Here is a 24,835-nt window from a genome sequence, read left to right on the forward strand (position 1 = left end):
CCCCGCCGATCTGGCCGCCCCGGCTCGCCACCTCGGCGCCGCCGCCGGCCAGGAAATGATGGCGGGTGATGGCCGCGAACAACCGGGGCAGCCCCTTGGCCCGGCGGGTGTCATCGGCCAGGATCCAGGACATCACCGGATCGTTGAGGAAGGCCCGGCCCAGCACCGCGGCCAGCTGCTTGACGTCAGATTTGGTGGGAGGACGCACGTCGACGGCAGTCATCCGCTCACTTTTGCACAATTGTCTCACCGCGAAACTACGGTTTTTCGCCCGATTCGGCGCAATTCGCGTGAACAACCGTCGTTTCGGTGGTCAGCGCCCCTGGGTGATGTAGGCCTGCAGTTGTTCCTGCTCGGCCTCAAGCTCTTCCATCCGGGTCTTGACGATGTCACCGATGCTGACGATGCCGGCCAACCGGCCGCGGTCGAGCACCGGAATGTGGCGCACCCGGTTCTCCGTCATCAGCGCGCTGAGGTGATCCACGGTGTCTCGCGGCGTGCAGGTCGCCACCACCGTGGTCATGATCTCCGACACCGGCTGCGCCAGCAGGCTGCTGCCCCGCTCGTGCAGTTTGCGCACCACATCACGTTCCGACACGATGCCGGCCAACCCATCAGGCCCCAACACCACCATGGCGCCGATGTTGAGCTCGGTCAGCCCGGCCAACAGTTCGGTCACCGTGGTCTCCGGCGAAATCGTCACCACCGCCGTGCCCTTGTTTTTCAGCACGTCCGCGATTCGCATCGGCAGCCTCCGATCGTGATCCACCTCACATCAGGCTAAGTCGGCTCTCGTCAGGAAGAAAGGGCCCACGCGGACCGAACCGCCGCCTTTCCCGCTCGTCCCGGCGCCGGGACGAGTAGGAATGGANATCTCCTCTTCGCGCGAGCGCTCATCGACTAGACCTCGCCTTCCTCGATCACGACCACATCCCCGTGCCCGGCATCGGTCCAGGCCACCCAGGGCGCGGAGTGGAAGTACTGCAGCGCCAATGCTTCTCCGACATCGCGGCAGGTTTTCTGCAGCCCGGCCAGCCGGGCATCGAGGGATTCCAGCAGCGCACCCGGCTGCAGGAACTCCAGCTCGCTGCGGGCCCGGCCGAGCAGCCGCTGCGCCTCGGCCGTGGCGCCCAGCCGGTTGTGCGGCCGGTTGAGCAGCTCGTCGAGACTGTGTTCGGCCAACCGCAGCGAATAGAAGACCGACCGCGGGAACAACCGGTCCAGCAACATGAACTCGACGACCCGGCCGGCGTCGAGCACGCCGCGGTAGGTACGCAGGTAGGTGTCGTGGGCCCCGGCCGAGCGCAGCAGGGTCACCCAGGCCGGCGACGACCCGCTGTCACCGACCCGCGACAACAGCAGCCGCACCGTCATGTCGACCCGCTCGATCGCGCGGCCCAGCACCATGAACCGGTAGCCGTCGTCGCGGCTCAGGGTGGAGTCGGCCAGCCCGGCGAACATCGCCGCACGGCCCTCCACGTAGGACAGGAACTCGTGCGGGCCAAGGCGTTTGGCCGCGCGCTCCCGTTCGGCCAGCGCGTTGTAGGTGGTGTTGAGGCACTCCCAGATCTCCGTCGAGGTGACCTCGCGGGCACCCCGGGCGTTCTCCCGCGCGGCCGAGATCGAGTCGACGATCGAATTGCCGTTGCTGTCCCGGCTGAACGCCACGATGTCGGTCAGCGACCACACATCCAAGGGTTTGTCGGGCGGCTCGATGCCGAGCACCCGCAGCAGCGTCCGGGAGGCGACGTCCGGGTCCACGCTGGAGTCCTCCAGCAGCTGATGCACCGTGACGTCGAGAATCCGTGCCGTGTCATCGGCCCGCTCGACGTAGCGGCCGATCCAGTACAGCGACTCGGCGTTGCGCGCCAGCATCACCCCACCCCCTACTGCTGTTGTTGCGACGACGAACCATCAACCGCGCCATCGCCTTTGGGTCCACTCGCGGACGCGGGCAGCGACCGCACCACCTGAGCGCCGGCCAGCTCACGGTCGGCCACCGACGCGCGGGAAGCCAGCACCCAGGTGTCCTTCGAGCCGCCGCCCTGGCTGGAGTTCACCACCAGGGATCCCTCGGGCAGCGCGACCCGGGTCAGACCGCCGGGCAGCACCCAGACGTCGTCACCGTCGTTGACCGCGAACGGGCGCAGGTCCACGTGTCGGGGCGCCAGCTTGTTGTCGATCTGGGTGGGCACCGTGGACAGCTGCATCACCGGCTGGGCGATCCAGCCGCGCGGGTCGGCGCGGATCTTCTTGGCGATGGCCGCCAGCTCCTTGGCCGAGGCGTCCGGACCGAACACGATGCCGTACCCGCCCGAACCCTCCACCGGTTTGATCACGAGCTCGTCGATCCGGTCGAGCACTTCCTCCCGTTCGGAGTCCAGCCAACAGCGGTAGGTGTCGACGTTGGCCAGCACCGGTTTCTCGCCCAGGTAGTACTCGATGATCGTGGGCACGTAGGTGTAGACGAGCTTGTCGTCGCCGACTCCGTTGCCCACCGCGCTGGAGATCACCACGTTGCCGGCGCGGGCCGCGTTGAGCAGACCGGCCACCCCGAGCACCGAGTCAGGCCGGAACTGCATCGGATCCAGGAACGCGTCGTCGATGCGGCGGTAGATGACGTCGACCTGGCGCTCCCCCTCGGTGGTGCGCATGTAGACGGCATTGTCGCGGCAGAACAAGTCGCGGCCCTCGACCAGCTCCACCCCCATCTGCCGGGCCAGCAGCGAGTGCTCGAAGTAGGCCGAGTTGTAGACGCCCGGTGTCAGGACCACGACGGTGGGATCGGCGACGTTGGTGGGCGCCGCGTTGCGCAGGGCCCGCAGCAGATGCGAGGAGTAGTCGCCGACCGCGCGCACCCGGTGGGTGGCGAACAGGTTCGGGAAGACCCGCGCCATGGTGCGGCGGTTCTCCATCACATAGGACACCCCAGAGGGTGAACGCAGATTGTCCTCGAGCACCCGGAAGTCGCCCTTGTCGTCACGGATCAGGTCGATGCCCGCCACGTGGATGCGCACGCCGTTGGGCGGGACGATGCCGGCGGCCTCGCGGTGGAAATGCTCGCAGGACGTGACCAGCCGGCGCGGGATGACGCCGTCGCGCAGGATCTCCTGCTCGCCGTAGATGTCGTCGAGATACATCTCCAGCGCCTTGACCCGCTGGGTGATGCCGCGCTCCAGCCGCGACCACTCGGCCGCCGAGATCACCCGAGGCACCAGGTCGAGCGGGAACGGCCGCTCCTGACCCGACAGCGAGAAGGTGATGCCCTGGTCGATGAACGCCCGGCCCAGCGCCTCCGACCTCGACTGCAACTCCGAGGCGTCCGACGGAGCAAGCTCGGCGAAGATGCCCTTGTACGGCCCGCGGACGTTGCCGGCGGCGTCGAACATCTCGTCGAACGCCTCCGAGTACCGGCCCAGCCGGTTGTAGCCGTCGAAGACGCCCTGATGTTTGACGCGACGCCGCTCGGCGGCCCGCGGGCCGGCCGGGCCCGACCCGTTCGGCTCCACTGCTTGCGCGCGGACTGTTCTCAGGCTCACCCTCCTCATGCTGCACCACCCAACGGCATTTCGCCGGTTCAACGGAACAGCTCGTTTCAGCAGGCCAAAGGCCCGTTGAGGTGGTATTAAGGTGAGCGAGAAGCCATGCGCCGGGTGCCGCACGGCCGGCGCTGCACCAGCGCCGCTTTGGGGGTTCGGACATCCCGCTGGTACCCTGAACAGTCGCTGCCCGCAGTGCGGGTGTGCGCACCCAGACTTCGGTAACCCCAGCTAGAGAATTACGAAGGAATTTTTACGTGGCCAACATCAAGTCGCAGGAAAAGCGCATCCGCACCAACGAGCGTCGTCGGCTGCGTAACCAGTCGGTGAAGTCGTCGCTGCGGACGGCCGTCCGCGGCTTCCGCGAGGCCGTCGAGGCCGGCGAGAAGGACAAGGCCGCCGAGTTGCTGGTGTCGACCAGCCGCAAGCTCGACAAGGCCGCCAGCAAGGGTGTCATCCACGCCAACCAGGCAGCCAACAAGAAGTCGGCCCTGGCGCTCGCCTTCAACAAGCTCTGATCTTCGGCGTCACCGGGTGGCGAGTTCCGCCACCCGGCGCACAGCTGATTCAAGGGCGTAGTCGGCATCTGCCGCTGCGCCCTTTACGTCTGCATTGAGGGTGGCAACCACCCGCATCGCCTCGGCCACCGAGTCGCGCGACCATCTCCGGGCCTGCTTCTGCGCCTTCTGCACCCGCCACGGCGGCATCCCGAGTTCACCGGCCAACCGGTACGGATCCCCCGACAGCGGCCCCACCCGCGCGATCGTGTGCACCGCCTCGGCCAGCGCATCGGCCAGCACCACCTGCGGCTCACCGGCCAGCATCGCCCATCGCAACGCCTCGGCCGCCCCGGCCACGTCACCGGCGACCGCCTTGTCGGCGATGTCGAAGCCCTTCACCTCCGCCTTACCGCTGTGATAGCGGCGCACGGCTGCCGCATCGACCTGCCCGGCGGTGTCGGCCACCAGCTGTGAGCACACCGCGGCCAGCTCACGCACATTCGACCCCACCGCATCGAGCACCGCGGTCACCGTGTCGTCGGAGACCTTGACCTTCAACTGCCGGAATTCGGACCGCACGAAATCCGCACGTTCGGCCGGTTTGGTGATGCGCGCACACGGATGCACCTGTGCACCAAGCTTTTTCAACTGATCGGCCAGAGCCTTGGCCCGCCCGCCACCGGAGTGGACGACCACGAGCACCGTGCCTGGCGGCAGATCGGCTGCGGCCGAGGCGATCAGCGCCACGGCATCCTTGCCCGCCTCGGCGGCAGCCTCCAGCACCACCATGCGCTCCTCGGCGAACAGCGACGGGCTGAGCAGCTCGGCCAGCTCACTGGTGCTGACCTCGCCGGCGCGCATCCGGTCCACCGGGACGTCGTCGGACCCGGCCTGCCGGCGCAGCGCGCGCAGCACCGACCCGACCGCACGTTCGACCAGCAGTTCCTCATCGNGGCGCGACCGGGATCGGCGCGCACGGTGGCCAGCCATCCCCGACCGTCCCCGGGAGCGGTGTCGGGCAGCCACTTCGACAGGGCGCTCTCCGCGGCGGTATCGGATGTGGTTTCGCTCGCCTCGGGGGTGGCACCGTCCGGTTCGGGGGCATCCCCGGTGCGCGGCCGGCCTTCGTTGAGGCGGCGGAGCCGCTGCACCGACAGTTCGGTTCCCATGCCCGCGACGGTAGGTGGCGGTCGCGACGGTTCGAGGCTCCCGCCGCGGCGGTCCCGGCGGGCTGTGGATGAAACTCGCGCTGTGGATGACGCCCGGCTCCGGGCTACCCGATCGATTGCTGCGGCGTGACCCGTTCGAGGAACCGCAGCAATTCGACCGGGAACGGCAACACCACGGTGGAGTTCTTCTCCGCGGCCACCTCGACGACGGTTTCGAGCAGTCGCAGCTGCAGCGCCGCCGGCTCGGCCGCCATCACATCGGCGGCCGCGGCGAGTTTTTCGGACGCCTGCAGTTCGCCGTCGGCAGTGATGATGCGCGCCCGGCGTTCCCGTTCGGCCTCGGCCTGCCGGGCGATGGACCGCTTCATGGAATCGGGCAGCACCACGTCCTTGATCTCGACGCGGTCGATGTGGATGCCCCAGCCCACCGCGGGGTTGTCGATGAGCAGTTCCAGGCCTTGGTTGAGCCGCTCCCGGTTGGACAGCAGATCGTCCAGATTGCTCTTGCCGATGATCGAGCGCAGCGAGGTCTGCGCCACCTGACCGATCGCCGACATGTAGTCCTGCACGTCCACCACCGCCCGGATCGGGTCGATCACCTTGAAGTAGATGACGGCATCGACCCGCACGGTGACGTTGTCGCGGGTGATGCCGTCCTGGGCGGGAATCGGCATCGTGATGATCTGCATGTTGACCTTCTGCAGCCGGTCGGCCACCGGGATGAGCATCGTCAGTCCTGGTTGGCGGACGGTGTCCTTGACTCGCCCGAACCGGAACACCACGCCCCGCTCGTACTGCCGGACCACACGGATATTGCTCATCCCGAGCCAGACCAGGGCGATGACACCGGTTCCGGCCGCCGCGAGCGCGTAGAGCATGTCCATGATCTGACCTCGATTCATGGCTCCGCGGGGCGCGCGTGCCCCGCAATTCGATTGTGCGACGCCCGGGTGCCGCCCGCCAGGACGGCCGGTGCCTGCCACAGGTGAACAGATGCCCGATAGTGTCTAGAGTCCACCGGGCTCAGCGAGGAGGCATCATGACCGCAGCGGATAGGCCGATCCGGGTCATCCAATGGACCACCGGAAACATCGGGCGACGCTCGCTGCACGCGATCATCGGCCGCGACGACATGGAGCTGGTCGGCGTGTACGCCTACGGTGCCGACAAGGTCGGTGTCGACGCCGCCGAGTTGGCCGGCTGGCCCGAACCCACCGGCATCAAGGCCACCAACTCGATCGACGAACTGATCGCCCTGAAACCCGATGCCTGCTGCTACAACCCGATCTGGCCGAGCGTCGACGAACTGGTCCGCCTGCTGGAGGCCGGGGTCAACGTGTGTTCCACGGCCGCCTGGATCACCGGCGGCAAGCAGACGCCAGAAGATCTGGAGCGCATCCGGAAAGCCTGCGAGACCGGCAATTCCACGATCTTCGGCAGTGGCGCCCACCCCGGCCTGACCAACATGATGGGCATGGTGCTGTCCAGCGCATGCGAGAGTGTCGACGAAATCCGCATCACCGAGTCCGTGGACTGCGGCGTCTACGAATCGGCGGGGACCATGGCCGCGATGGGCTTCGGCAAGGACCCGGAGACGCCCGGGCTGGCCGAGAGCGTGCGCGTCGAGAGCGAGGTGTTCGCCGAGTCGGCGGCGATGATGGCCGACGCCATCGGCGCGAAGCTGGACCGGATCACCTTCGACGTCACGTTCACCCCCGCCACCGACGACTCCGATCTGGGTTTCATGCAGATCCCGAAGGGCACCGTCGCGAGTGTCTACGGCTACCACCGCGGCTGGGTGGGCGACAAGAACGTCGTCAGCGTCGGATTCAATTGGATCATGGGCAATCACGTCACTCCCCCGAAGCCGGTGGCGCACGGTCACGTGATCCAGGTGTTCGGCGTGCCCAACATGCGCACCGTGGTGTACTGCCTGCCGTCCAAGGACTGGAGCGAGGTCAGCCTCAACGGGCTCGGCATGATCTACACCGCGCTACCCGTCACCAACGCGGTGCCCGCCGTGGTCGCCGCCGCACCGGGCATCCTGACCCTCAAGGACCTGCCGCCGGTCACCGGACGGTTCGCGGGCTAACCCCGGCGCAACCGCGCCTCGAGCCGTGGCAGACCCGGCCCGCCCAGGTCGGCCATGGCATCGCAGCGCCCCGCCATCACCATCAGCAGCGCTTCCCCCGGACCGGTCACGGCGGGACCGCGGCCTGCCGACCAGTCCAGGTCGGTGGCCACCATCCGGACGCCCCGGGCCCGCAACGCACCCCGGATGGGTGGTGCCCACCTCGCGAAATCCAATGTGACACGGAGTCGTTCGGCCGGGATCTGCCGGGGCAGGCCCAGCGGGCGGCGGATGTCCTGCTGATGGATCATTCCGTCGGTCAGCGCGATCCGGCCGCCGAACCCGGTGGTCAACCCGCGGGGCTGGGCGTGCCTGCGGAACAGTGCGACCAGCTCGTCGGGTGGCAGCACCGAGAATTCGGCCACGCCGATGGCGTTGGCGCCGCCCTTGGTGACCAGGCCCCTGGCCATTCGGCCGATCAGCTGCCGGGTACTCAGCGGGTCATAGCTGATGACGTGCGCCGCCACGTCATGCACCCGCCAATTGCCGCACAGAGTCCGGCTGTCCCATTGCTGCGGCGTGAGATCCGCCAGGAAGTCGGCGAAGTCCCCGCGCTCCTCCCGCGCCAGCGTCATCACGGCCGTCATCGGCACACCCCCTTCAGAGCCGCTGTGGACCTACTCTGAAGCATCCTCCACCGTGATGCAGGCGCCGACCGCGCCGCCGCCCACATGCACCGCCAGCACCGGACCCATATCGGTGACCGACAGTGACCGTAGATTCGGCAGCCGGTCGGTCAGCGCGGCGGCGATCTCCTCGGCCGCCTCCGGGTTGTCGACGTGGTGGACCACCACGCGCACGTCACGGTCGCCCGCGGCGTCGGCAATCTGCTCGACCAGCGCCGCATGGGCTTTCGAGGTGGTCCGGATGCGCTGCGAGAGCACCAGCCGGCCGTCGACATCCAGGCGCAGCAACGGTTTCAGGGACAGGGCGGTACCCAGCCACGAGGCGGCGGTGCCGATCCGGCCGCTGCGCCGCAGGTTGTCCAGCCGGTGCACGACGATGAACGCCTGCCCGCGGGGTATGGCGGCGCGGGCGGCGGCCTCGACCGCGTCGAGAGTGGCGCCCCCACGGGCCGATTCGGCGGCGGCCAGCGCCACGAAGCCGACGCCCATGGCCGCGGCACGGGAGTTCACCACCCGCACGGCCTGCCCGATCTCGCGGGCGACCGCGGCCGCCGTGCTGTACGTACTCGACAGCGCCGCCGAAATATGCACGGCCACAACGCCATCTCCGCCGCTGTCGGCCAATGCCTGACGATAGGTGTCGGCGAGGTCGGCCGGCGATGCGCCCGAGGTGGTCACCCGGGCCCGGTCATAGAGGTCCGCCGGCATCGGGTCGACGCCGTCGCGGAGATCGTTGCCGTCGTCGAGAACGTGCAACGGCACCTGCCGGATGCCCCACTGTGCGCACACCTCGGGCCGCAACCGCGACGTCGAGTCGGTCACCACCATGACCGCCATCGTCAGTCAGCAGTATTCTCTTGCGGCACACCGGCTGTGGCCAGCCCCTTGAGCATCAGCTCGGCGACCGCCCGGTGGGCTTCGAAGTTCCAGTGGATCCCGTCGGGGTTGCCGCGTCCGTTCATCACCTCGTCGGCGACGGCGGCCTTGAGATCAACCAGCGTCACGTCGTGCTCCTGCGCCCAGGCCGTGATCGCCTTGACCGTGGGCTCACGGCCGTGATGGGCCTTGCCGTACGTGTCGGCGATGTGCACCGACGGCAACGAGGCCACCACCGGGATTCCGGGCCGGTTGAAGTCGATCGCGTTGCGCGTCATCTCCAGGTATTCGACCGTCACATGCGGTGGCAGCGCCGAGCGGGCGATCGGCGACAACCGTGGCTGCAACCAGCCGTAGCCGTCCCGCACCCACCGGCGCAGCCGGGGCGGACGCACATAGCGGATCAGCTCGCGCAGCGCGGTCGGCAACGGCGACGGCAGCGAGTCCATGCCACTGGTGGCGAACACGACCGCACCGGCCCGCGGCAGCGCCGCCCAGGACCGTGGATCCTGGGTCGCGGCCCACCAGACGTCGCGGCAGGTCCAGCCGATCCGGCCGATGAGTTCGACGTCCCAGCCCAGCTGATCGGCCACGATGTTGGGCCAGATCCGCGGATCGTCGGACGGCAAACCGCCGGTCGGGCCGAAATACGACAGGGAGTCGGCGAAGACCAGCAGCACCGACTTGCGCTCAGAGGACATCGTTGGCCACCTGCGCCGAGGCGTTCCACACGTCCAGCCGCCACCGGATCGCGTCGAAGTCCGACTCGTCCACCGCATCCCCGGAATGTCCGGACAGCTGAACCCAACTGGCATTGCCCATGCCGCCCAGCACCGGCCAGTTGTCGACCGGCAGGCCGAGCAGCCCGGCGGTCAGCGCGGCGATCAGCCCGCCGTGGGCCACCAGCACGACCGGGCGTTCCGAGCCGCCCCCGGCGCCGTCCAGACCCCAGTCCGGTTGCCCGGCAACGAGTTCGGCCACCACCGGCATGCTACGACCGGCCACGTCGACACGGCTCTCACCACCATGGGGCGCCCACCGGGCGTCGTCGCGCCAGGCCAAGCGGGCCCCCGGGGCCACCGTGTCCACCTCCTGGTGCGTCAGCCCCTGCCAGTCCCCCAGATGAGTCTCCCGCAGCCGCGTGTCCACCTGAACGGGGATCCCGGCGCGGTCACCGAGGGTCACCGCGGTATCGAGAGCACGCTTGAGGTCCGATGACACGATCAGCAGCGGCTGACGCTTGGCCAGCACCTCGGCAGCCGCGGCGGCCTGTTCGCGGCCCAGATCGGACAACTCGGTGTTGAGTTGTCCCTGCATCCGGCTGCCGGCGTTGTACTCGGTCTGGCCGTGGCGCAGAAGCACCAGCCGACGGCCCCTCATCGCGTCCTCATTCGGTGGCCTCCGGCGAGTCCAACTCGACCGGAACGGTCGGGCAATCGCGCCACAGCCGGTCCAGGGCATAGAAGTCCCGCTCGTCCTGGTGCTGGATGTGCACCACCACGTCCACGTAGTCGAGCAGCGTCCAGCGGCCCTCGCGGGTGCCTTCGCGACGCGCCGGCTTGTACCCGGCCTGCCGCATCTTCTCCTCGACCTCGTCCACGATCGCGTTGACCTGACGTTCGTTGGAGGCCGACGCGATCACGAAGCAGTCGGTGATCACCAACTGACCCGACACGTCGATCACCACGACATCGTCGGCGAGCTTGGCCGCGGCGGCCTTGGCCGCCACCGTCGCCATCTCCACGGCTTCCTGGGTAGCGCTCATCGGACCGGCTCCGTCGTTCTGGTGTCCACGGTGTAGAGGCCACGCTTGGCCACGTACTGCACCACGCCATCGGGCACCAGGTACCAGATGGGCCGGGCCTCGGCGGCCCGCTGACGGCAATCGCTGGACGAGATGGCCAGCGCGGGCACCTCCACCAAGGTCAGCGCCTCTGGCGGCAGTTCCCGCAGCGCCCCCTCGATATGTTCACCGTCCAGCTCGTACCCGGGTCGGCTCACGCCGACGAACCTCGCCATGGAAAACAAGTCCTCCCAGTTCTGCCAGGACAGGATCGACGCCAGGGCATCGGCTCCGGTGATGAAATACAGGTCGGCGTCCGGGTTGAGTTCACGTAGGTCGCGCAGGGTGTCCTTGGTGTAGGTCGCCCCGCCCCGGTCGATGTCGACCCGGCTGACCGAAAAACGCGGATTGGACGCGGTGGCGATGACCGTCATCAGGTAGCGGTCCTCAGGCGCACTGACCCGTCGGTCGTGCTTCTGCCAGGGCTGACCGGTCGGAACGAACACCACCTCGTCGAGTTCGAACAGGTCGGCCACCTCGCTGGCGGCGACCAGGTGTCCGTTGTGGATGGGATCGAACGTCCCACCCATCACGCCCAGCCTGCGCCGTGTTGCCACGAACAGGCAGCTTACGGCAGCGACGACGCGGGCCGGCACCGACGCAAAGCCCGACGGCCCCACAGAGCCGGCTCAGACCGGCAGCAGCCCGTCGATCACCGCCGCCAGTTGCTTGGCCGACCGGCACTCGTGCATCGGGATCGTCTCGGCGTACTTCGGCGCCGCGGAATCCCCGCTACCCCACAAGTGCTTGGGCTCCGGATTGAGCCAGTGGGCATGCCGGCTGGCCGACACCATGTGGGCGAGCAACCCGGCCTCGGGATTGCGGTAGTTGTTGCGCCCGTCCCCCAGCACCAGCAGCGAGCTGCGCGGCGACAGCACGTTGGGGTACTTGTCCAGGAACGATACGAACGCGTGCCCGTAGTCGGAATGCCCGTCGCGGGTGTATACGCCCGCCTCGCGGGCGATTCGTTGCACCGCGACCGCCAGGTCGGCCTCGGGCCCGAACATCTCGGTGACCTCGTCGGTGGTGTCGATGAACGCGAAGACACGCACCCGGCTGAACTGCTGGCGCAGCGCCGAGACCAGCATCAGGGTGAAGTGGCTGAATCCGGCCACCGAACCGGAGACGTCGCACAGCACCACCAGCTCGGGACGGGCCGGGTGCGGCTTCTTGAGCACCACGTCGATCGGGACCCCGCCCGTGGACATCGATTTGCGCAGCGTCTTGCGCAGGTCGATCTCGCCGGACCGGGACCGGCGCCGGCGGGCGGCCAGCCGCGTGGCCAGGGTGCGGGCCAGCGGCTGCACGGTCTTGCGCATCTGACGCAGCTGCTCACCGGAGGCGCGCAGGAACTCGACGTTCTCGGCCAGTTGCGGCACCCCGTACATCTGCACGTGGTCACGGCCCAGCTGCTCGGCGGTGCGCCGTTTGGTCTCCGACTCGACCATCTTGCGCAGCTGCGCGATGCGCTGGGCGGCCAGCGCCTTGGCGATCTCCTCCTGGGTCGGGGTGGGCTCGTCGCCGTAGGGCGCGAGCAGCCCGGCGAGCAGCCTGCCCTCCAGATCGTCCAGGCTCATCGCCTTGAGCGCCTGATACGACGAGTACGACGGGCCCCGGCTGGAGTTGTAGCGGCCGTAGGCCTCGACGATCCGGGCGATCATCGCCGCCAGCCGGTCGTCGAGGTTGGCCAGATCCTCGTTGTCGGCCAGCATCTGCACCAAGGCGTCGCGCATGGCCTCGATGTCCTCCGGCGGCAACTGCGGCCGGTCCGCACCGGCGTCGCCCTGGTCATCTTCAGAGAGAACCGTGCGGTCGCCCAGGGCCGCCGGGAAGAACAAGTCGAACATCGCGTCGTAGGTGTCACGGTGATCGGGGCGGCGCAGCACCGCGCAGGCGATGCCCTCACGCAGCGCCTCACGATCACCCAACCCCAGCACGGTGATCACCCGGCCGGCGTCGACGGTCTCCGATGGCCCGACCGAGATGCCTTGTCCGCGAAGGGCTTCGACGAACTCGACGAGGTGCCCCGGCAGGCCGTGGGGAGCCAGCGGCTGGGGCGGTCGGACCCGGCGGGGCACCATCAGTTCAGCTTCAGCTCGCCGGCCGCCCTGACCTGGTCGGACTGGTGTTTGAGCACCACACCGAGGGTGGCGGCGATCATCTCGTCGTCGATGGTGTCCAGCCCCAGGGCCAGCACGGTGCGGCCCCAGTCGATGGTCTCGGCCACCGACGGCACCTTCTTGAGTTGCATGCCGCGCATCACGCCGATGATCTTCACGAGCTCTGAGGCGATGTGCTCGGGCAGCTCGGGCACCCGTGACAGCAGGATGCGCCGCTCCAGATCCGGATCCGGGAAGTCGATGTGCAGGAACAGGCAGCGCCGCTTGAGCGCCTCGGACAGCTCCCGGGTGGCGTTCGAGGTGAGCACCACGAACGGTGGCCGCTCGGCGGTGATGGTGCCGAGTTCGGGGACCGTCACCGCGAAGTCCGAGAGCACCTCCAGCAGCAGGCCCTCGATCTCGATGTCGGCCTTGTCGGTCTCGTCGACCAGCAGCACGGTCGGGTCGGTGCGCTTGATCGCGGTCAGCAGCGGACGGGTCAGCAGGAATTCCTCGCTGAACACGTCGTCCTTGGTCTGATCCCAGTCGGTGCCCGAACCGCCGGCCTGCCCGGCCTGGATCCGCAGGATCTGCTTGGCGTGGTTCCACTCGTACAGCGCGCGGGCCTCGTCGACCCCCTCGTAGCACTGCAGCCGCACCAGCTCCGAGCCCGTCGACTGCGCCACCGCGCGGGCCAGCTCGGTCTTGCCGACCCCGGCGGGGCCCTCGACCAGGAGCGGTTTGCCCAGCCGGTCGGCGAGGAAAACCGCTGTGGCGGTGCCGGTATCGGGCAGATAACCGGTCTCCGCCAGCCGCCGGGCGACATCGTCGATGTCCGCGAACAACGGAGCGGGGCGAGCGGGCACGCTCATGTGGTCTCCTGAGTCTCTTCTGGTCGGCGGCTAGGCCGGACGGGTCTGACCGTCTCCCCACACGATCCATTTGGTCGAGGTCAGTTCGGGCAGGCCCATCGGTCCGCGGGCATGCAGCTTCTGTGTGGAGATGCCGATCTCTGCACCGAAACCGAACTGCTCTCCGTCGGTGAACGCGGTGGATGCGTTGACCATCACCGCGGCCGCGTCCACCTGTTCGGTGAAGCGCTGGGCCGCAGCAAGATTCGTTGTCACGATGGCCTCGGTATGGCCGGTGCCGTACTCGTTGATGTGGGCGATCGCGCCGTCCACCCCGTCGACCAGCGCCACGGCGATGTCCATCGAGAGAAACTCGGCGTGCAGTTCCTCGTCGGTGGGGTCGGCGTGCACGGTGACCCCGGCCTCGACCAGTGCGGCGGTCAGCCGGGGCAGGGCCGTCGCCTCCAGCGCCTTGTCCACCAGCAAGGTCTCGGCGGCATTGCAGACGCTGGGCCTGCGGGTCTTGGAGTTCAGCAGGATCTTCTCGGCCAGGTCGATGTCGGCCGATTCGTCAACGTAGACGTGGCAATTGCCCACCCCGGTCTCGATCGTAGGCACCTGGGCATCACGCACCACGGCCGCGATCAGCCCGGCTCCCCCACGCGGGATCACCACGTCGACCAGACCGCGGGCCTGGATCAGGTGGGTGACGCTGGCGCGGTCATGGCTGGGCAGCAACTGCACGGCGTCCAGCGGCAGGTCCAGCGACGCCAGCGCCGAGCGCAGCGCGGTCACCAGCGCCTGATTGGAGCGGGCCGCCGACGAACTGCCGCGCAGCAGGGCGGCATTGCCGGATTTGAGGGTGAGCCCGAAGGCGTCCACCGTGACGTTCGGCCTGCCCTCGTACACCATGCCGACCACGCCAAGCGGCACCCGCTGCTGCCGCAATTGCAGACCGTTGGGCAGGGTGCGTCCCCGCAGCACCTCACCGACCGGGTCGGGCAGACCGGCGACCTGACGCAAACCGGCGGCGATGCCGTCGACCCGTTGCGGGTTGAGCGCCAGGCGGTCCAGGATCGACTCGGGCGTCCCGGCCGCGCGGGCCGCCTCGAGATCGGCGGCGTTGGCGGCCAGGATTTCGTGCACGTGGGCCAGCACGCTATCAGCGGCAGCATGCAGGGCGCGGTTCTTGGTTTCGGCGCTCAACGTGCCCAGCGTGCGCGCGGCGACGCGGGCGCGGCGCGCGGCATCGTGGACCTCTTGGCGAAGGTCCGGCGTCGGGGCGCTGATGGGCGGTGTCTGCACGCTCATCGCCCCAGGGTATCGGAGGTGTTGACGCGGTTCGACACGTGTCAGCGCCCAACTGGATTAGCGTTGTCGCCATGGCGGCTTCGCGGGTGTGCGTGGTTGGAAGTATCAACGCTGACCTCACGTTCGTCGTCAATACGCTGCCCCGCCCCGGCCAGACCGTGCTCGCCTCGTCCCTGACGTCGGCGCCCGGGGGTAAGGGCGGTAATCAGGCAGTCGCCGCGGCCCGAGCAGGAGCGGACGTCGCCTTGGTCGCCGCGGTAGGCGACGACGCCGCCTCGGATCTGTTACGGCGCCACCTGCGGGAGAACGGTGTCGCCGCCGATGCGGTGACGAGCGTGCCAGGACCCAGCGGATCGGCCGCGATCCTGGTCGACGCCGTGGGCGAGAACAGCATCGTGGTGGCGCCGGGCGCCAACGCCCGGCTCGAGGTCGATTCGGCCGCGGCACGCTCCGCCATCGTGTGGAGCGAGGTGGTGCTGATCCAGTTGGAGATCCCGGTGACGACGGCGATCGCGACGGCCAAGCTGGCGCGGGCGGCCGGCGCCGTCGTCATGCTCAATGCCTCACCACCCGGTACCGCCGCGCATCAGCTGCTGGCATTGTCGGAATTGGTCGACGTCGTGGTGGTCAACGAGTCCGAGGCGGCCGAATGGCATTGGCCGGTGAAGCATCTGGTGATCACCCGGGGCTCGCGCGGGGCCAGCTATCTGGGCTCCGATGAGCGGTTCGACGTCCCAGCCCCTTCGGTCCGGGCCGTGGACACCGCGGGTGCGGGCGACGTGTTCGCCGGGGTGCTGGCCGCCGGGTGGATGTCCGGCCACGAAACCGCGCTGCGGCGCGCCTGCGCGGCCGGAGCGCTGGCCACCCTGGTCCGTGGAGCCGGCCGGTGCGCACCGTCGGCGGCCGACATCGATGGGCTGCTGACGCACTGACAGGCCCCAACTGAAGCTCATACCGTTGGAGTTATAGTCGCTGTCCATGACCCAGGGACAGACCCCGCGGCCGCCCGACGGCGACTGGCTGGGCACGCCGTATCTCAGGTTCGACCGGCAGGGTCCGTTCGGGGTGGTCACCCTCGACCGGCCCGAGGCCCGCAACGCCATGACCCCGGCCATGTACTTCGGTATCCGGTATGCGGTCACCCACGTCGAGGCCGATCCGGACCTGGCCGGCCTGCTGATCACCGGCACCGGCGATGTGTTCGCCCCTGGCGGTGATCTGGGCGGCGGCAACGGCGTCGACGATTGGATGAGCTTCGGTGCGGCGCTGTCGATGGACGTCACGCCGTTCGAGACCCTGCGCCAGTCGGTCAAACCGGTGGTGAGCGCGGTCAACGGATTGTGCCAGGGCGGCGGTCTGCAGATCGCTCTGTGCAGCGACATGGCCGTGGTGAGCGACCGCGCCACGTTCCGGGTGCCGGAGTTGTACCGCGGTATCGCCGACACCTACTACAGCCAGATGCTGGCCCGCCTGATCGGCCCCGTCCGCACCAGGGACTTGATGTTCACCGGCCGCACGCTCAGCGCGCAGGAGGCGGTCGACTGGGGCCTGGTGGCCCGCATCGTGCCGCACGACGAATTGCCCGTTGCCGCATCCGAAGTGCTTGCCCAGTGCTGCCGGACCGCCCCGCGGGCGCGCGGCGTGGTGAAATCCAGCCTGGACAATTACCTGGGCCTCTACGACCGGATCGGCATGAAGGCCAGCTACAGCGGTGAGGAGGCGATGGAGGGCTTCCTGGCGTTCAAGGCGCGGCGCTCACCGGAGTGGGTTCACCCGGAGCTGCGCACCGAAGGCCGCCTGTAGCGCGCGCACCGAGAACAAGCGGACAGTGGCCGTTTCACTAGACGGCCTCGGTGCGAACACCGGCACGTGGACGGCTGCGCACGGCGTCCAGAGCCCACGCACCAGGTCCGGCGAACGCCAACAACAGGAAGCCGAAGCAGTAGAGGATTGCGAACTCACCACCGTTCTCCGGGTCGACCGGCCACAGCGCATTGGGCTGATGCAGCCAGAAGTAGGCAACCGCCATCTCACCCGCGGCGATGAGCGCGGCGACCGGAGTGAACAAGCCGACCAGGATCAGCAGCCCGGCGATCAACTCGATCAGCCCGGCCCACCAGAACGGCCAGTCCCCGACCGCCGTAGCGCGGCCGACGGGCCAGCCGAACAACTTCACGGTGCCGTTCAGGGTGAACAGCAGCCCGAACACCATCCGGAACACGCTCAGAACGGCTGGTGCGTGGGGATTCAGGCGGGATTGCAGATGCTCGATCATGAGCTGACCACCTTTCTCCGCGCCGCCGGCGCAACGTACCGGCAGCAGGCTTCTTCGGATGGCGGAACCCCACCAACCGGCACTTCAGCAGCTGACGTAAACGCTGATCGTCTTCGCGAGGACGGTTGTGTTGTCACTGTCCCCAGGACCAGAGCTGTCCGTCCGCGAGAATGAATGGCCGGGTTTCGTAGCGCTGACTGTGCATTGGCTCAATGGAGCATTTCCCACCTTGTGCACGATGACGGTGTAGCCCCGCGCTTCCAGCGCGTTTATCGCGTCCTGTGCTGATTCGCCTCCAGATGGTGCCGCCCCGGCTGGCGACGCCAATCCGATACTGACAACTGCAAGGCCGGCGGCTTCAATCGTCGCGACAGTTACCTTTCCCATCTCCGCGTCCTCCGCCTATACAGACGAAACATTCCCGAACTGAGAGAAGATGTCCGCCCAATATTCATCCTCCTCCCGAGCAGCCAGGTTTGCCACAACCTTTTCCCGGGTCGAGACGACGGGCTGTAGACGCTGACCACCTCCCGGCGATCCGCGGTCGACAGCGACACCGTGACATCGCTGAAGTTGATGACGCGCGGTCGACCGGGTGGCCGGGTGTCGCGGCTAGTGTTCGGGTACTTCCCGCTCGATCTCGTCGAGCCAGATCCGCGCCGACATGTCCGACGGCGCCCGCCAGTCCCCCCGCGGAGACAACGCCCCGCCGTGTGACACCTTGGGCCCGTTCGGCAGGGCCGAGCGCTTGAACTGGGAGAACGAGTAGAACCGCTGGGCGAAGACCTGCAGCCAGTGCCGGATCTCCTTGAGCGAGTAGGACGGACGCTTGTCCTCGGGGAAACCGGCGGGCCAGTCACCATGGGCCGGGTCGTGCCAGGCGTGCCAGGCCAGGAAGGCGACCTTGGACGGACGGAACCCGTAGCGCAGCACCTGGAACAACGAAAAGTCCTGCAGCACATAAGGACCGACCTTGGCCTCGCTGCTCTGGATCTCCTCGTCCTCGCCGGTCGGCACCAGCTCCGGGGTGATCTCGGTGTCCAGCACCGACTGCAGCACGCCGTTCACCTCACCGCCGAACTGATCCGACGAGATCACCCACCGAATCAGATGCTGGATAAGGGTTTTCGGGACACCACCGTTGACGTTGTAGTGCGACATCTGGTCGCCGACCCCGTAGGTCGACCAGCCCAGCGCCAGTTCGGACAGGTCACCGGTGCCGAGCACGATGCCGCCACGCTGATTGGCCAGCCGGAACAGGTAATCGGTGCGCAGACCGGCCTGGACGTTCTCGAAGGTGACGTCATAGACCTTTTCGCCGCGGCCGAACGGATGGTCCATCTCGGTGAGCATCAGCTCGGCGGTCTGCTTGATGTCGATCTCTTCGAAGGTCACGCCCAGCGCCCGGCTCAGCTTGATGGCATTGGACTTTGTTCGATCACCGGTGGCGAAGCCGGGCAGTGTGAACGCGAGAATGTCGCTGCGCGGGCGGTTTTCCCGGTCCATCGCGCGAGCCGCCACGATCAGGGCGTGGGTGGAGTCCAGACCGCCGGACACCCCGATCACGACCTTGGGATACTTCAGCGCCCGCAGCCGCTGCTCCAGCCCGGACACCTGGATGTTGTAGGCCTCGTAGCAATCCTGTTCCAGCCGTGACGGATCCGCCGGCACGAACGGGAACCGCTCGACCTCCCGCAGCAGCCCGATGTCACCCGTGGGCGGATCGAGCTGGAACTCGATGCGGCGGAACGAATCCACCGTTTCGGCATGGTGGCGGGCGTTGTCGTCGAACGTGCCCATCCGCAGCCGCTCGGAGCGCAGCAGCTCCAGGTCCACGTCGGCCACCGAGCGCCGCTCCCCACGCGGAAACCGCTCACTCTCGGCGAGCAGCACGCCGTTCTCCCAGATCATGGTCTGGCCGTCCCAGGCCAGGTCGGTGGTCGACTCCCCCTCGCCGGCTGCCGCATACACGTAGGCGGCCAGGCATCGCGAGGACGCCGAGCGGGCCAGCAGCGCCCGGTCCTCGGCGCGGCCCACGGTGATCGGGCTGCCGGAGAGGTTGGCCAATACCGTCGCGCCGGCCAACGCGGCCCGTGCGCTGGGCGGGATCGGCACGAACATGTCCTCACAGATCTCGACATGCAGCACCAGCCCCGGCAGGTCGGAGGCCACGAAGAGCAGATCCGGCCCGAAGGGCACCTCGGCCCCGGCCACCCGGATGGTGCCGCGCACGTCATCGCCTGCGGCCATCTGCCTGCGCTCGTAGAACTCCCGATAGGTCGGCAGGTAGGACTTGGGTGCCACGCCGAGCACGGCTCCGCGGTGGATCACCACCGCGGTGTTGTAGATCCGGTGCCGGTGCCGCAGCGGCGCGCCGACCACCAGCACCGGTGCCAACACCACCGATGCCGCGACGATTTCGATCAGCGCCTGTTCCACCGATTCCAGCAGGGCGTCCTGCAGCAGGATGTCGTCGATCGAGTATCCGGACAGCGTGAGCTCGGGGAAGACCGCGACGGCCACGCCGTCGTCATGGCAGGCCTGCGCCATGCGCAGTACCGATTCGGCGTTGGCCGGCGGATCCGCCAGGGCCGTGTGATGGGTGCAGGCGGCAACCCGCGCGAAACCGTGGTGGTAGGCGCTGTAGAAGTCCATTGCGCCCATTGTCACCCGAAAAGTGTCAAGATCGGCCCACTGGGTACCAATTGACGCATGAGCGATACCGCGTTGGTGGTTGTGGACATGCTCAACCACTACCGGCACGAGGATGCCGACCTGCTGGCCCCCAATGTGGCCACCATCATCGATCCGCTGGCCGGACTCATCGGCAGCGCAGGCGACCGCGACGATGTCGACCTCATCTACGTCAATGACAACTACGGCGATTTCACCGCGCAGTTCAGCGACATCGTCGCCGCGGCGCTGGCCGGCCGGCACCCGGAACTGGTCCGTCCGATCGTGCCCGCCGACGGATGCCTGCTGCTGACCAAGGTGCGCCATAGCGTGTTCTACGCCACCGCACTCGACTACCTGCTGGGCCGGCTGGGCACGAAGCGAGTTGTCCTGGCCGGCCAGGTGACCGAACAGTGCATCCTCTACAGCGCACTGGACGCCTACGTGCGGCATTACGACGTGGTGGTGCCGGCCGACGCGGTGGCCCACATCGACGCCGGCCTGGGTGCCGCGGCACTCGAGATGATGCGCCGCAACATGAGCGCAGAGGTGGTACCCGCCGCCAAATGCCTGGACTCGGCGTCAGGCCAGTGACGGGGACTCCCGCCAGGCCTCCACCACCGGCATCAATCCCTCGGCCAGCAACGGCAACTGCGGGATCAGCGACACACAACTGATCATCATCAACGTCGCGGCGGCATCGACGAGCCGCCGCACTTCGGGATTCGTGGCACGCATACCCCGGGCACGCGCCGCATCGTCGTACTCGGCAACCGCCGCGGGGTCAGCCAGCGCCAGGTCCCACTCCACCGGTCCGCAGGTCACGTCCTCGAAATCAGCGAACCGCACACCGTCGGTGGTGCGGATCACGTTGAGCGCCGGTCCGTCCCCGTGAATCGTCTGCACCGCGACGTCGGGGAACCGGGTGTGGAACGCCGCGCGGTCGGCCAGCACCGAACGCAGGGCCGCGTATTCGCGGTGGACCCGGCTGATGTCGCTGGGCAGCAACGGCACCACCGCATCGTCCAGCCCGTCGATCAAGCCGGCCAGCGATCGGTTGAACGGGGTGAGAAACGGCAACTCGAGGGGATATTCGGCCAGGGCCGCGTGCAGCGCGACGGTATGGGTCATGGACACAGCCGAGTACGGCTGGTGGTCGTCGGCGACATCGGCCAACTCCCAGAACGTCATTCCGAAGCCGTCTCGGCGCACCGGCACTCGGGGCAACCGGCGTGCCGGTGCCACGACGGGCACGCCCTGCCCGTCGAGCCACGCCACCACGTCCAATTCCCGCTGCTGACGTTCAGCCTGAGCCTGCCGGGTCATCCCCGGCGGCAGCACCACTTGGACGCGGGCCACCACCTTGGTGGGGTCCAGGCGGGCGACGATCGAGAACGCATCGTGCAGAACCGTCGCCTGCTCGGCGGGCAGACCCAAGTCACGCCCGGCTTCCAGCGCCGCCGCCACGGCTCGCCTGGTGCGGTCGGCCAGATCGGGAGGTGCGGGCATGCCCGCCACCTTGCCATGGGAAGCAAACCGTTTTCCCGATCGCTCTACCCTGGAACTCGTGGACGCCCCCGAACTCGTCGCCCTGCTGCAGGGCCGTCGCCTCGCGGTGCTCACCGGAGCCGGGATGTCCACCGATTCGGGCATCCCCGATTACCGCGGCCCCGATTCCCCGCCGAGCAACCCGATGACCATCCAGCAGTTCACCTCCGATCCGGAGTTCCGCCAGCGGTACTGGGCCCGAAACCACGTGGGCTGGCGTCACATGGACCAGACGATGCCCAACGCCGGGCACCGCGCGCTGGCCACGCTGGAGTCCACGGGTGTGGTCGCCGGCTTGATCACCCAGAACGTGGATCTGCTGCACAGCAAGGCCGGTAGCCGCTGCGTCGTCAACCTGCACGGCACCTACGCGCAGGTGATCTGTCTGGATTGCCGGACCACAATGCCTCGCGATGAACTGGCCGCGGCTCTGGAGGCGGCCAATCCCGGATTCCTCGAGCGGGCCGAGTCGGTCGGCGGCATCGCGGTGGCGCCCGACGCCGACGCGGTGGTCCGCGAGACCAGCTCGTTCGTCATCGTCGATTGCCCGGTCTGCGGGGGCATGCTCAAGCCCGACATCGTCTACTTCGGCGAGAGTGTCCCCAAAGAGCGTGTGGAGCAGGCGTATTCGATGGTGGACGCCGCCGAGGCGCTCCTGGTGGCGGGTTCCTCGCTGACCGTGTTCTCCGGATACCGCTTCGTGCGGCACGCCGCCGCCCACGGCATCCCGGTCGCGATCATCAATCGCGGGCCCACCCGCGGCGACGATCTGGCCAGCGTCAAGGTCGAGGCCGGCTGCTCGGAGATGTTGACCCTGCTGGCCGGTGAGCTCAGGAGATCCTGCACGGCATCGACCGGATAGCGTGCACGAAGTTGCCCACCAGATCGGGCCGTTCGCGTCCGGCGACGGACCGGGGAGCCGGCCGAAGTCGGATCGTTGACACCACACGGTAACCGGCGTCTACTGGAGATAGCGGTACAGATGAGGTCGGACCATGAATGTCCACAAAACAGTTGAGGCGATGTCAGTTTCGGCTTGCCCATGCGCGAGGTTCTGATGTCCGTAATGGTGCTGATCTCGGCGATGTTGCACAGCCTGGCAGCCGGAGAACCCGCGGCGAGCCGCGCCGCTGACGGCCGCCGAGTCGCCGACAGTATTCGCCGCAGAACACGATTCGCCGACTGCAGCCGTGACAACCGTTTGGCACACCAACAGCGGTGCGACAGCCCCGACAACTCCCGCAACGTTCGTCAGACCGGACCGAGTCGGTCACTGTCGACGCCAACGCGGCGGCCTCCTGTGAACAGCTCGACGACCCAATGGGACCGTGCAGACTCAAGGAATTCTGCTTCGCGAAGGCCACCAAAGCACACACTGCCGTAGGATCGCAGTTATCGGCGGTACTTCGTACACGCGACATATCGCGCGTGTCATCGCCGATTTTGAATAGGCCGATTCAGGCCAAGACGGGAGCGTCGCCATGACGCCACATCAGACTCGCAAGAATGATCAGAACTCGACCGTGCCTGCGCGCACGCCGCGACTGCGCTTAAAACCGAAGGCACCGCAATGCGGATACGTCGATGGGGCATGGTGGCCCCACACCGATGATCTGACCGCAGAATTACCCGATCTGCTGGCGGTGCTCTCGGTACGGCTGGGGCGTATCGAGCGGGTGTTGTACCACTTGACGGCATGGGCACGAGCGCCACGCAAGCTCGTTACCGGTGGGCACATGCTACGGCTGGACGGATATCGGCTTCAGCCGATGAATACCATTGAGGTGCTCGGCCTCGACGGCGAGCGGCTGACCCTACTGGTGATTCCGCCGCGCACCGACCCCGACGACGCCCACACCGCAATGATGGCTGCGGCCGAACCCGAGAACACCGCCAGCGTCGATGGATTGCTCATGACCAATGAGCGCGACCGGGAGTGGCACACACAGGCGTCCATGGCTCAGGAACGATGGGAATCAGCCAGCGACACCACAGTTTCTCGAGAGCGGGTACAGAGCTGACACAGACTGCCGCATCGCGCCATTCTCGGGTGTGTCGTCGGGCCGGTGCGCTCAGGAGAACGTGCACGGCATCGACCGGATAGCGTGCACGAAGTTGCCCTCCAGGTAGGCCGGCTCCCCCGCGGCGATATCGGGCAGCTGATGCAGCAGCTCGCCGAACATCGCCCGCAACTGCGTCCGCGCGACGTGCGCGCCGAGGCAGAAATGGCGCCCACCGCCACCGAACCCCAAGTGCGGATTGGGCTTTCGGCTCAGGTCCAAGACCTCGGGCCGGTCGAACACCTCGGCGTCCCGGTTGCCCGAGGCGTAGAACATCACCACCTTCTCCCCCGCGGCGATCTGCTGCCCGCCGAGCTCGACATCGACGGCCGCAGTGCGGCGGAAGGTCATCACCGGCGTCGCCCACCGCACGAACTCCTCGACCGCACCGCCGATCCGGTCGTCGAAATCGGCCATGAGCCAGGCGCGTTGGTCGGGATGGTCGGTCAGGGCCTTGAGAGCGTGGCTGGTGGTCTGGCGAGTGGTGTCATTGCCCGCCACCGCCAGCAGCACGAAGAACGCCGCGACCTCGGCGTCGGTGAGCCGATCCCCGTCGACCTCGGCGTGCACGAGCGCGCTGATCAGGTCATTGCCGGGATGCTGTCTGCGTTCTGCGGCAAGGGCATTCGCCACCTGGTGCAGGTACATCTGGTTCTGCAGCAGCACCTCGAGCGGGTTGCGCCCGGCCAGGTAGACCGGGTCGGCCCAGGACACCAGAGCGTCGGCGGCATGCGCCACCCGCTGGCGTTCGGATGCGGGGATCCCGACCATGTCCGAGAGCGTGCGGATGGGCAGTTCCTTGGCGCACTGGTCGACGAAATCCACCCCGCTGCCGACCTCTTTGAGCTCGGCCACGATCTCGCGGGCGTTGTCTTTGATCGACGTTTCGATGCGAGCCACCTGGCGGGGCGTGAACGCCGCGTGGACCAACTTGCGGATCAGCGTGTGCCGGGGCGCGTCCATCGCGAGGAACGACTGTGATGCCTCCAGCAGCTCCTCCGGAACGGACTCGAACAACACGCCCTTGCCCGACAGGAACGTCTCGCTGTCCCGGCTGACGGTCACGATGTCGGCGTGCCGGGTGACCGCCCAGAACCCGCGATCGTCGGGATCGGGCATGAGCGCGTCCTCGACCGGCGGGTGCCAACTGACGGGGCGGGAGGCGCGCAGCTCGGCGAAGGAAACCTCGCGATCGGCGGCCGTGGTGGCCCAGAACACCCGTGACGACAAGTCGATCGGGTCATACGGACGACGGGCAGGCGGCCAAGAGGGAGCCGATGTGATGGGCGACACAGTCATGTTGGCGACGATAAGTCTAGACAGTATGTCTAGTC

At 67.9% G+C, this 24,835-nt stretch carries 25 protein-coding genes and 1 pseudogene; 7 read left to right on the forward strand and 19 right to left on the reverse strand.

Annotation, left to right across the window (positions count from 1 at the left end; all coding sequences use genetic code 11):
• The 4 genes and pseudogenes from BN4332_RS09930 to BN4332_RS09945 all read right to left on the reverse strand — a co-directional run.
• A pseudogene (locus BN4332_RS09930) lies at positions 1–223 on the reverse strand (GNAT family N-acetyltransferase); the annotation flags it as partial.
• A 90-nt stretch (positions 224–313) separates the two neighbouring features.
• Positions 314–745 (reverse strand): CBS domain-containing protein, encoded by a 432-nt coding sequence (locus BN4332_RS09935; protein ID WP_066898371.1) that lies wholly within the window; start codon positions 743–745, stop codon positions 314–316.
• Between the two features lie 155 nt (positions 746–900).
• Positions 901–1,875: an alpha-E domain-containing protein gene (locus tag BN4332_RS09940; RefSeq protein ID WP_066898283.1), complete on the reverse strand. Its 975-nt coding sequence runs from the start codon at positions 1,873–1,875 to the stop codon at positions 901–903.
• A gap of 11 nt (positions 1,876–1,886) precedes the next feature.
• Positions 1,887–3,548 (reverse strand): circularly permuted type 2 ATP-grasp protein, encoded by a 1,662-nt coding sequence (locus tag BN4332_RS09945; RefSeq protein ID WP_074133027.1) that lies wholly within the window; start codon positions 3,546–3,548, stop codon positions 1,887–1,889.
• Positions 3,549–3,796: 248 nt separating this feature from the next.
• Here BN4332_RS09945 and rpsT point away from each other — a divergent pair, with 248 nt between their 5' ends.
• Entirely contained in the window at positions 3,797–4,057 is a 261-nt protein-coding gene (gene rpsT, locus BN4332_RS09950) for a 30S ribosomal protein S20 (protein WP_066898284.1), read from the forward strand.
• 9 nt (positions 4,058–4,066) lie between these two features.
• Here the strand turns inward: rpsT and holA are convergent, their stop codons facing one another.
• Positions 4,067–5,029, reverse strand: coding sequence for a DNA polymerase III subunit delta (holA, locus tag BN4332_RS09955; RefSeq protein ID WP_066898285.1), 963 nt, complete (start codon positions 5,027–5,029; stop codon positions 4,067–4,069).
• Positions 5,030–5,312: 283 nt separating this feature from the next.
• Entirely contained in the window at positions 5,313–6,092 is a 780-nt protein-coding gene (locus tag BN4332_RS09960; RefSeq protein ID WP_084459230.1) for an SPFH domain-containing protein, read from the reverse strand.
• 155 nt (positions 6,093–6,247) lie between these two features.
• Here BN4332_RS09960 and BN4332_RS09965 point away from each other — a divergent pair, with 155 nt between their 5' ends.
• Complete coding sequence (locus BN4332_RS09965; protein ID WP_066898286.1) at positions 6,248–7,300, forward strand: NAD(P)H-dependent amine dehydrogenase family protein; 1,053 nt, start codon at positions 6,248–6,250, stop codon at positions 7,298–7,300.
• Here BN4332_RS09965 and BN4332_RS09970 read toward each other — a convergent pair.
• The 9 genes from BN4332_RS09970 to BN4332_RS10010 all read right to left on the reverse strand — a co-directional run bounded on the left by BN4332_RS09970 (position 7,297) and on the right by BN4332_RS10010 (position 14,945).
• Complete coding sequence (locus tag BN4332_RS09970; RefSeq protein WP_066898287.1) at positions 7,297–7,926, reverse strand: maleylpyruvate isomerase family mycothiol-dependent enzyme; 630 nt, start codon at positions 7,924–7,926, stop codon at positions 7,297–7,299. The two genes, BN4332_RS09965 and BN4332_RS09970, sit on opposite strands and share 4 nt — an antisense overlap.
• A gap of 30 nt (positions 7,927–7,956) precedes the next feature.
• A complete protein-coding gene (locus BN4332_RS09975) occupies positions 7,957–8,802 on the reverse strand; it encodes a DegV family protein (RefSeq protein WP_066898288.1) in 846 nt (281 codons plus the stop codon).
• A 2-nt stretch (positions 8,803–8,804) separates the two neighbouring features.
• Positions 8,805–9,542 carry a diglucosylglycerate octanoyltransferase gene (gene octT / locus BN4332_RS09980; protein WP_066898289.1) on the reverse strand — a complete coding sequence of 246 codons (738 nt, stop codon included), beginning with the start codon at positions 9,540–9,542 and terminating at the stop codon, positions 8,805–8,807.
• Complete coding sequence (gpgP, locus tag BN4332_RS09985) at positions 9,532–10,221, reverse strand: glucosyl-3-phosphoglycerate phosphatase (RefSeq protein WP_066898290.1); 690 nt, start codon at positions 10,219–10,221, stop codon at positions 9,532–9,534. Before gpgP ends, octT begins: the two co-directional genes overlap by 11 nt.
• Positions 10,222–10,228: 7 nt before the next feature.
• Complete coding sequence (rsfS, locus tag BN4332_RS09990) at positions 10,229–10,606, reverse strand: ribosome silencing factor (RefSeq protein ID WP_066898291.1); 378 nt, start codon at positions 10,604–10,606, stop codon at positions 10,229–10,231.
• Positions 10,603–11,241, reverse strand: coding sequence for a nicotinate-nucleotide adenylyltransferase (gene nadD, locus BN4332_RS09995; protein ID WP_074133031.1), 639 nt, complete (start codon positions 11,239–11,241; stop codon positions 10,603–10,605). The genes rsfS and nadD overlap by 4 nt, the downstream gene beginning before the upstream one ends.
• Before the next feature lie 72 nt (positions 11,242–11,313).
• On the reverse strand, positions 11,314–12,765 hold the full coding sequence (locus tag BN4332_RS10000; protein WP_066898292.1) for a vWA domain-containing protein: 1,452 nt from the start codon (positions 12,763–12,765) through the stop codon (positions 11,314–11,316).
• Positions 12,765–13,655 (reverse strand): AAA family ATPase, encoded by an 891-nt coding sequence (locus BN4332_RS10005; RefSeq protein WP_066898293.1) that lies wholly within the window; start codon positions 13,653–13,655, stop codon positions 12,765–12,767. The genes BN4332_RS10000 and BN4332_RS10005 overlap by 1 nt, the downstream gene beginning before the upstream one ends.
• Before the next feature lie 30 nt (positions 13,656–13,685).
• A complete protein-coding gene (locus tag BN4332_RS10010; RefSeq protein ID WP_066898294.1) occupies positions 13,686–14,945 on the reverse strand; it encodes a glutamate-5-semialdehyde dehydrogenase in 1,260 nt (419 codons plus the stop codon).
• Between the two features lie 71 nt (positions 14,946–15,016).
• Between BN4332_RS10010 and BN4332_RS10015 the strand changes: the two genes are divergently transcribed.
• Both BN4332_RS10015 and BN4332_RS10020 read left to right on the forward strand, forming a co-directional pair.
• Positions 15,017–15,877, forward strand: a complete 861-nt coding sequence (locus tag BN4332_RS10015) for a ribokinase (RefSeq protein WP_066898295.1) — start codon at positions 15,017–15,019, stop codon at positions 15,875–15,877.
• Between the two features lie 46 nt (positions 15,878–15,923).
• Positions 15,924–16,748, forward strand: a complete 825-nt coding sequence (locus BN4332_RS10020) for an enoyl-CoA hydratase/isomerase family protein (protein ID WP_066898296.1) — start codon at positions 15,924–15,926, stop codon at positions 16,746–16,748.
• Between the two features lie 37 nt (positions 16,749–16,785).
• Here BN4332_RS10020 and BN4332_RS10025 read toward each other — a convergent pair whose 3' ends face one another.
• Complete coding sequence (locus BN4332_RS10025; RefSeq protein WP_066898297.1) at positions 16,786–17,220, reverse strand: DoxX family protein; 435 nt, start codon at positions 17,218–17,220, stop codon at positions 16,786–16,788.
• A gap of 612 nt (positions 17,221–17,832) precedes the next feature.
• Entirely contained in the window at positions 17,833–19,875 is a 2,043-nt protein-coding gene (locus BN4332_RS10035) for an NAD(+) synthase (protein WP_066898298.1), read from the reverse strand.
• Positions 19,876–19,932: 57 nt separating this feature from the next.
• On the opposite strand from BN4332_RS10035, the gene BN4332_RS10040 reads away from it, so the two are divergent.
• On the forward strand, positions 19,933–20,487 hold the full coding sequence (locus tag BN4332_RS10040; RefSeq protein WP_066898299.1) for a cysteine hydrolase family protein: 555 nt from the start codon (positions 19,933–19,935) through the stop codon (positions 20,485–20,487).
• Here the strand turns inward: BN4332_RS10040 and BN4332_RS10045 are convergent.
• A complete protein-coding gene (locus BN4332_RS10045) occupies positions 20,476–21,402 on the reverse strand; it encodes a phosphotransferase (RefSeq protein WP_066898375.1) in 927 nt (308 codons plus the stop codon). The genes BN4332_RS10040 and BN4332_RS10045 overlap by 12 nt on opposite strands.
• A gap of 58 nt (positions 21,403–21,460) precedes the next feature.
• Here BN4332_RS10045 and BN4332_RS10050 point away from each other — a divergent pair, with 58 nt between their 5' ends.
• On the forward strand, positions 21,461–22,303 hold the full coding sequence (locus tag BN4332_RS10050) for an NAD-dependent protein deacetylase (protein ID WP_066898300.1): 843 nt from the start codon (positions 21,461–21,463) through the stop codon (positions 22,301–22,303).
• A gap of 619 nt (positions 22,304–22,922) precedes the next feature.
• Positions 22,923–23,462: a DUF5994 family protein gene (locus BN4332_RS10055; RefSeq protein WP_066898301.1), complete on the forward strand. Its 540-nt coding sequence runs from the start codon at positions 22,923–22,925 to the stop codon at positions 23,460–23,462.
• Positions 23,463–23,513: 51 nt separating this feature from the next.
• Here the strand turns inward: BN4332_RS10055 and BN4332_RS10060 are convergent, their stop codons facing one another.
• Positions 23,514–24,800 (reverse strand): cytochrome P450, encoded by a 1,287-nt coding sequence (locus BN4332_RS10060; protein WP_066898302.1) that lies wholly within the window; start codon positions 24,798–24,800, stop codon positions 23,514–23,516.
• Positions 24,801–24,835: the final 35 nt, after the last annotated feature.

The sequence above is a fragment of the Mycolicibacterium houstonense genome (assembly GCF_900078665.2).
In the GTDB taxonomy this organism is placed as follows: domain Bacteria; phylum Actinomycetota; class Actinomycetes; order Mycobacteriales; family Mycobacteriaceae; genus Mycobacterium; species Mycobacterium houstonense.

Bases quoted from the DNA above. Each gene is read 5' to 3' on its own strand.
- BN4332_RS09935 (WP_066898371.1), bottom strand. From the start codon at position 745: ATGCGAATCGCGGACGTGCTGAAAAACAAGGGCACGGCGGTGGTGACG.
- BN4332_RS09940 (WP_066898283.1), bottom strand. From the start codon at position 1,875: ATGCTGGCGCGCAACGCCGAGTCGCTGTACTGGATCGGCCGCTACGTC.
- BN4332_RS09945 (WP_074133027.1), bottom strand. From the start codon at position 3,548: ATGAGGAGGGTGAGCCTGAGAACAGTCCGCGCGCAAGCAGTGGAGCCG.
- BN4332_RS09960 (WP_084459230.1), bottom strand. From the start codon at position 6,092: ATGGACATGCTCTACGCGCTCGCGGCGGCCGGAACCGGTGTCATCGCC.
- BN4332_RS09965 (WP_066898286.1), top strand. From the start codon at position 6,248: ATGACCGCAGCGGATAGGCCGATCCGGGTCATCCAATGGACCACCGGA.
- BN4332_RS09970 (WP_066898287.1), bottom strand. From the start codon at position 7,926: ATGACGGCCGTGATGACGCTGGCGCGGGAGGAGCGCGGGGACTTCGCC.
- BN4332_RS09975 (WP_066898288.1), bottom strand. From the start codon at position 8,802: ATGGCGGTCATGGTGGTGACCGACTCGACGTCGCGGTTGCGGCCCGAG.
- octT (WP_066898289.1), bottom strand. From the start codon at position 9,542: ATGTCCTCTGAGCGCAAGTCGGTGCTGCTGGTCTTCGCCGACTCCCTG.
- gpgP (WP_066898290.1), bottom strand. From the start codon at position 10,221: ATGAGGGGCCGTCGGCTGGTGCTTCTGCGCCACGGCCAGACCGAGTAC.
- rsfS (WP_066898291.1), bottom strand. From the start codon at position 10,606: ATGAGCGCTACCCAGGAAGCCGTGGAGATGGCGACGGTGGCGGCCAAG.
- BN4332_RS10000 (WP_066898292.1), bottom strand. From the start codon at position 12,765: ATGGTGCCCCGCCGGGTCCGACCGCCCCAGCCGCTGGCTCCCCACGGC.
- BN4332_RS10005 (WP_066898293.1), bottom strand. From the start codon at position 13,655: ATGAGCGTGCCCGCTCGCCCCGCTCCGTTGTTCGCGGACATCGACGAT.
- BN4332_RS10010 (WP_066898294.1), bottom strand. From the start codon at position 14,945: ATGAGCGTGCAGACACCGCCCATCAGCGCCCCGACGCCGGACCTTCGC.
- BN4332_RS10015 (WP_066898295.1), top strand. From the start codon at position 15,017: ATGGCGGCTTCGCGGGTGTGCGTGGTTGGAAGTATCAACGCTGACCTC.
- BN4332_RS10020 (WP_066898296.1), top strand. From the start codon at position 15,924: ATGACCCAGGGACAGACCCCGCGGCCGCCCGACGGCGACTGGCTGGGC.
- BN4332_RS10025 (WP_066898297.1), bottom strand. From the start codon at position 17,220: ATGATCGAGCATCTGCAATCCCGCCTGAATCCCCACGCACCAGCCGTT.
- BN4332_RS10035 (WP_066898298.1), bottom strand. From the start codon at position 19,875: ATGGACTTCTACAGCGCCTACCACCACGGTTTCGCGCGGGTTGCCGCC.
- BN4332_RS10040 (WP_066898299.1), top strand. From the start codon at position 19,933: ATGAGCGATACCGCGTTGGTGGTTGTGGACATGCTCAACCACTACCGG.
- BN4332_RS10045 (WP_066898375.1), bottom strand. From the start codon at position 21,402: ATGCCCGCACCTCCCGATCTGGCCGACCGCACCAGGCGAGCCGTGGCG.
- BN4332_RS10055 (WP_066898301.1), top strand. From the start codon at position 22,923: ATGACGCCACATCAGACTCGCAAGAATGATCAGAACTCGACCGTGCCT.
- BN4332_RS10060 (WP_066898302.1), bottom strand. From the start codon at position 24,800: ATGACTGTGTCGCCCATCACATCGGCTCCCTCTTGGCCGCCTGCCCGT.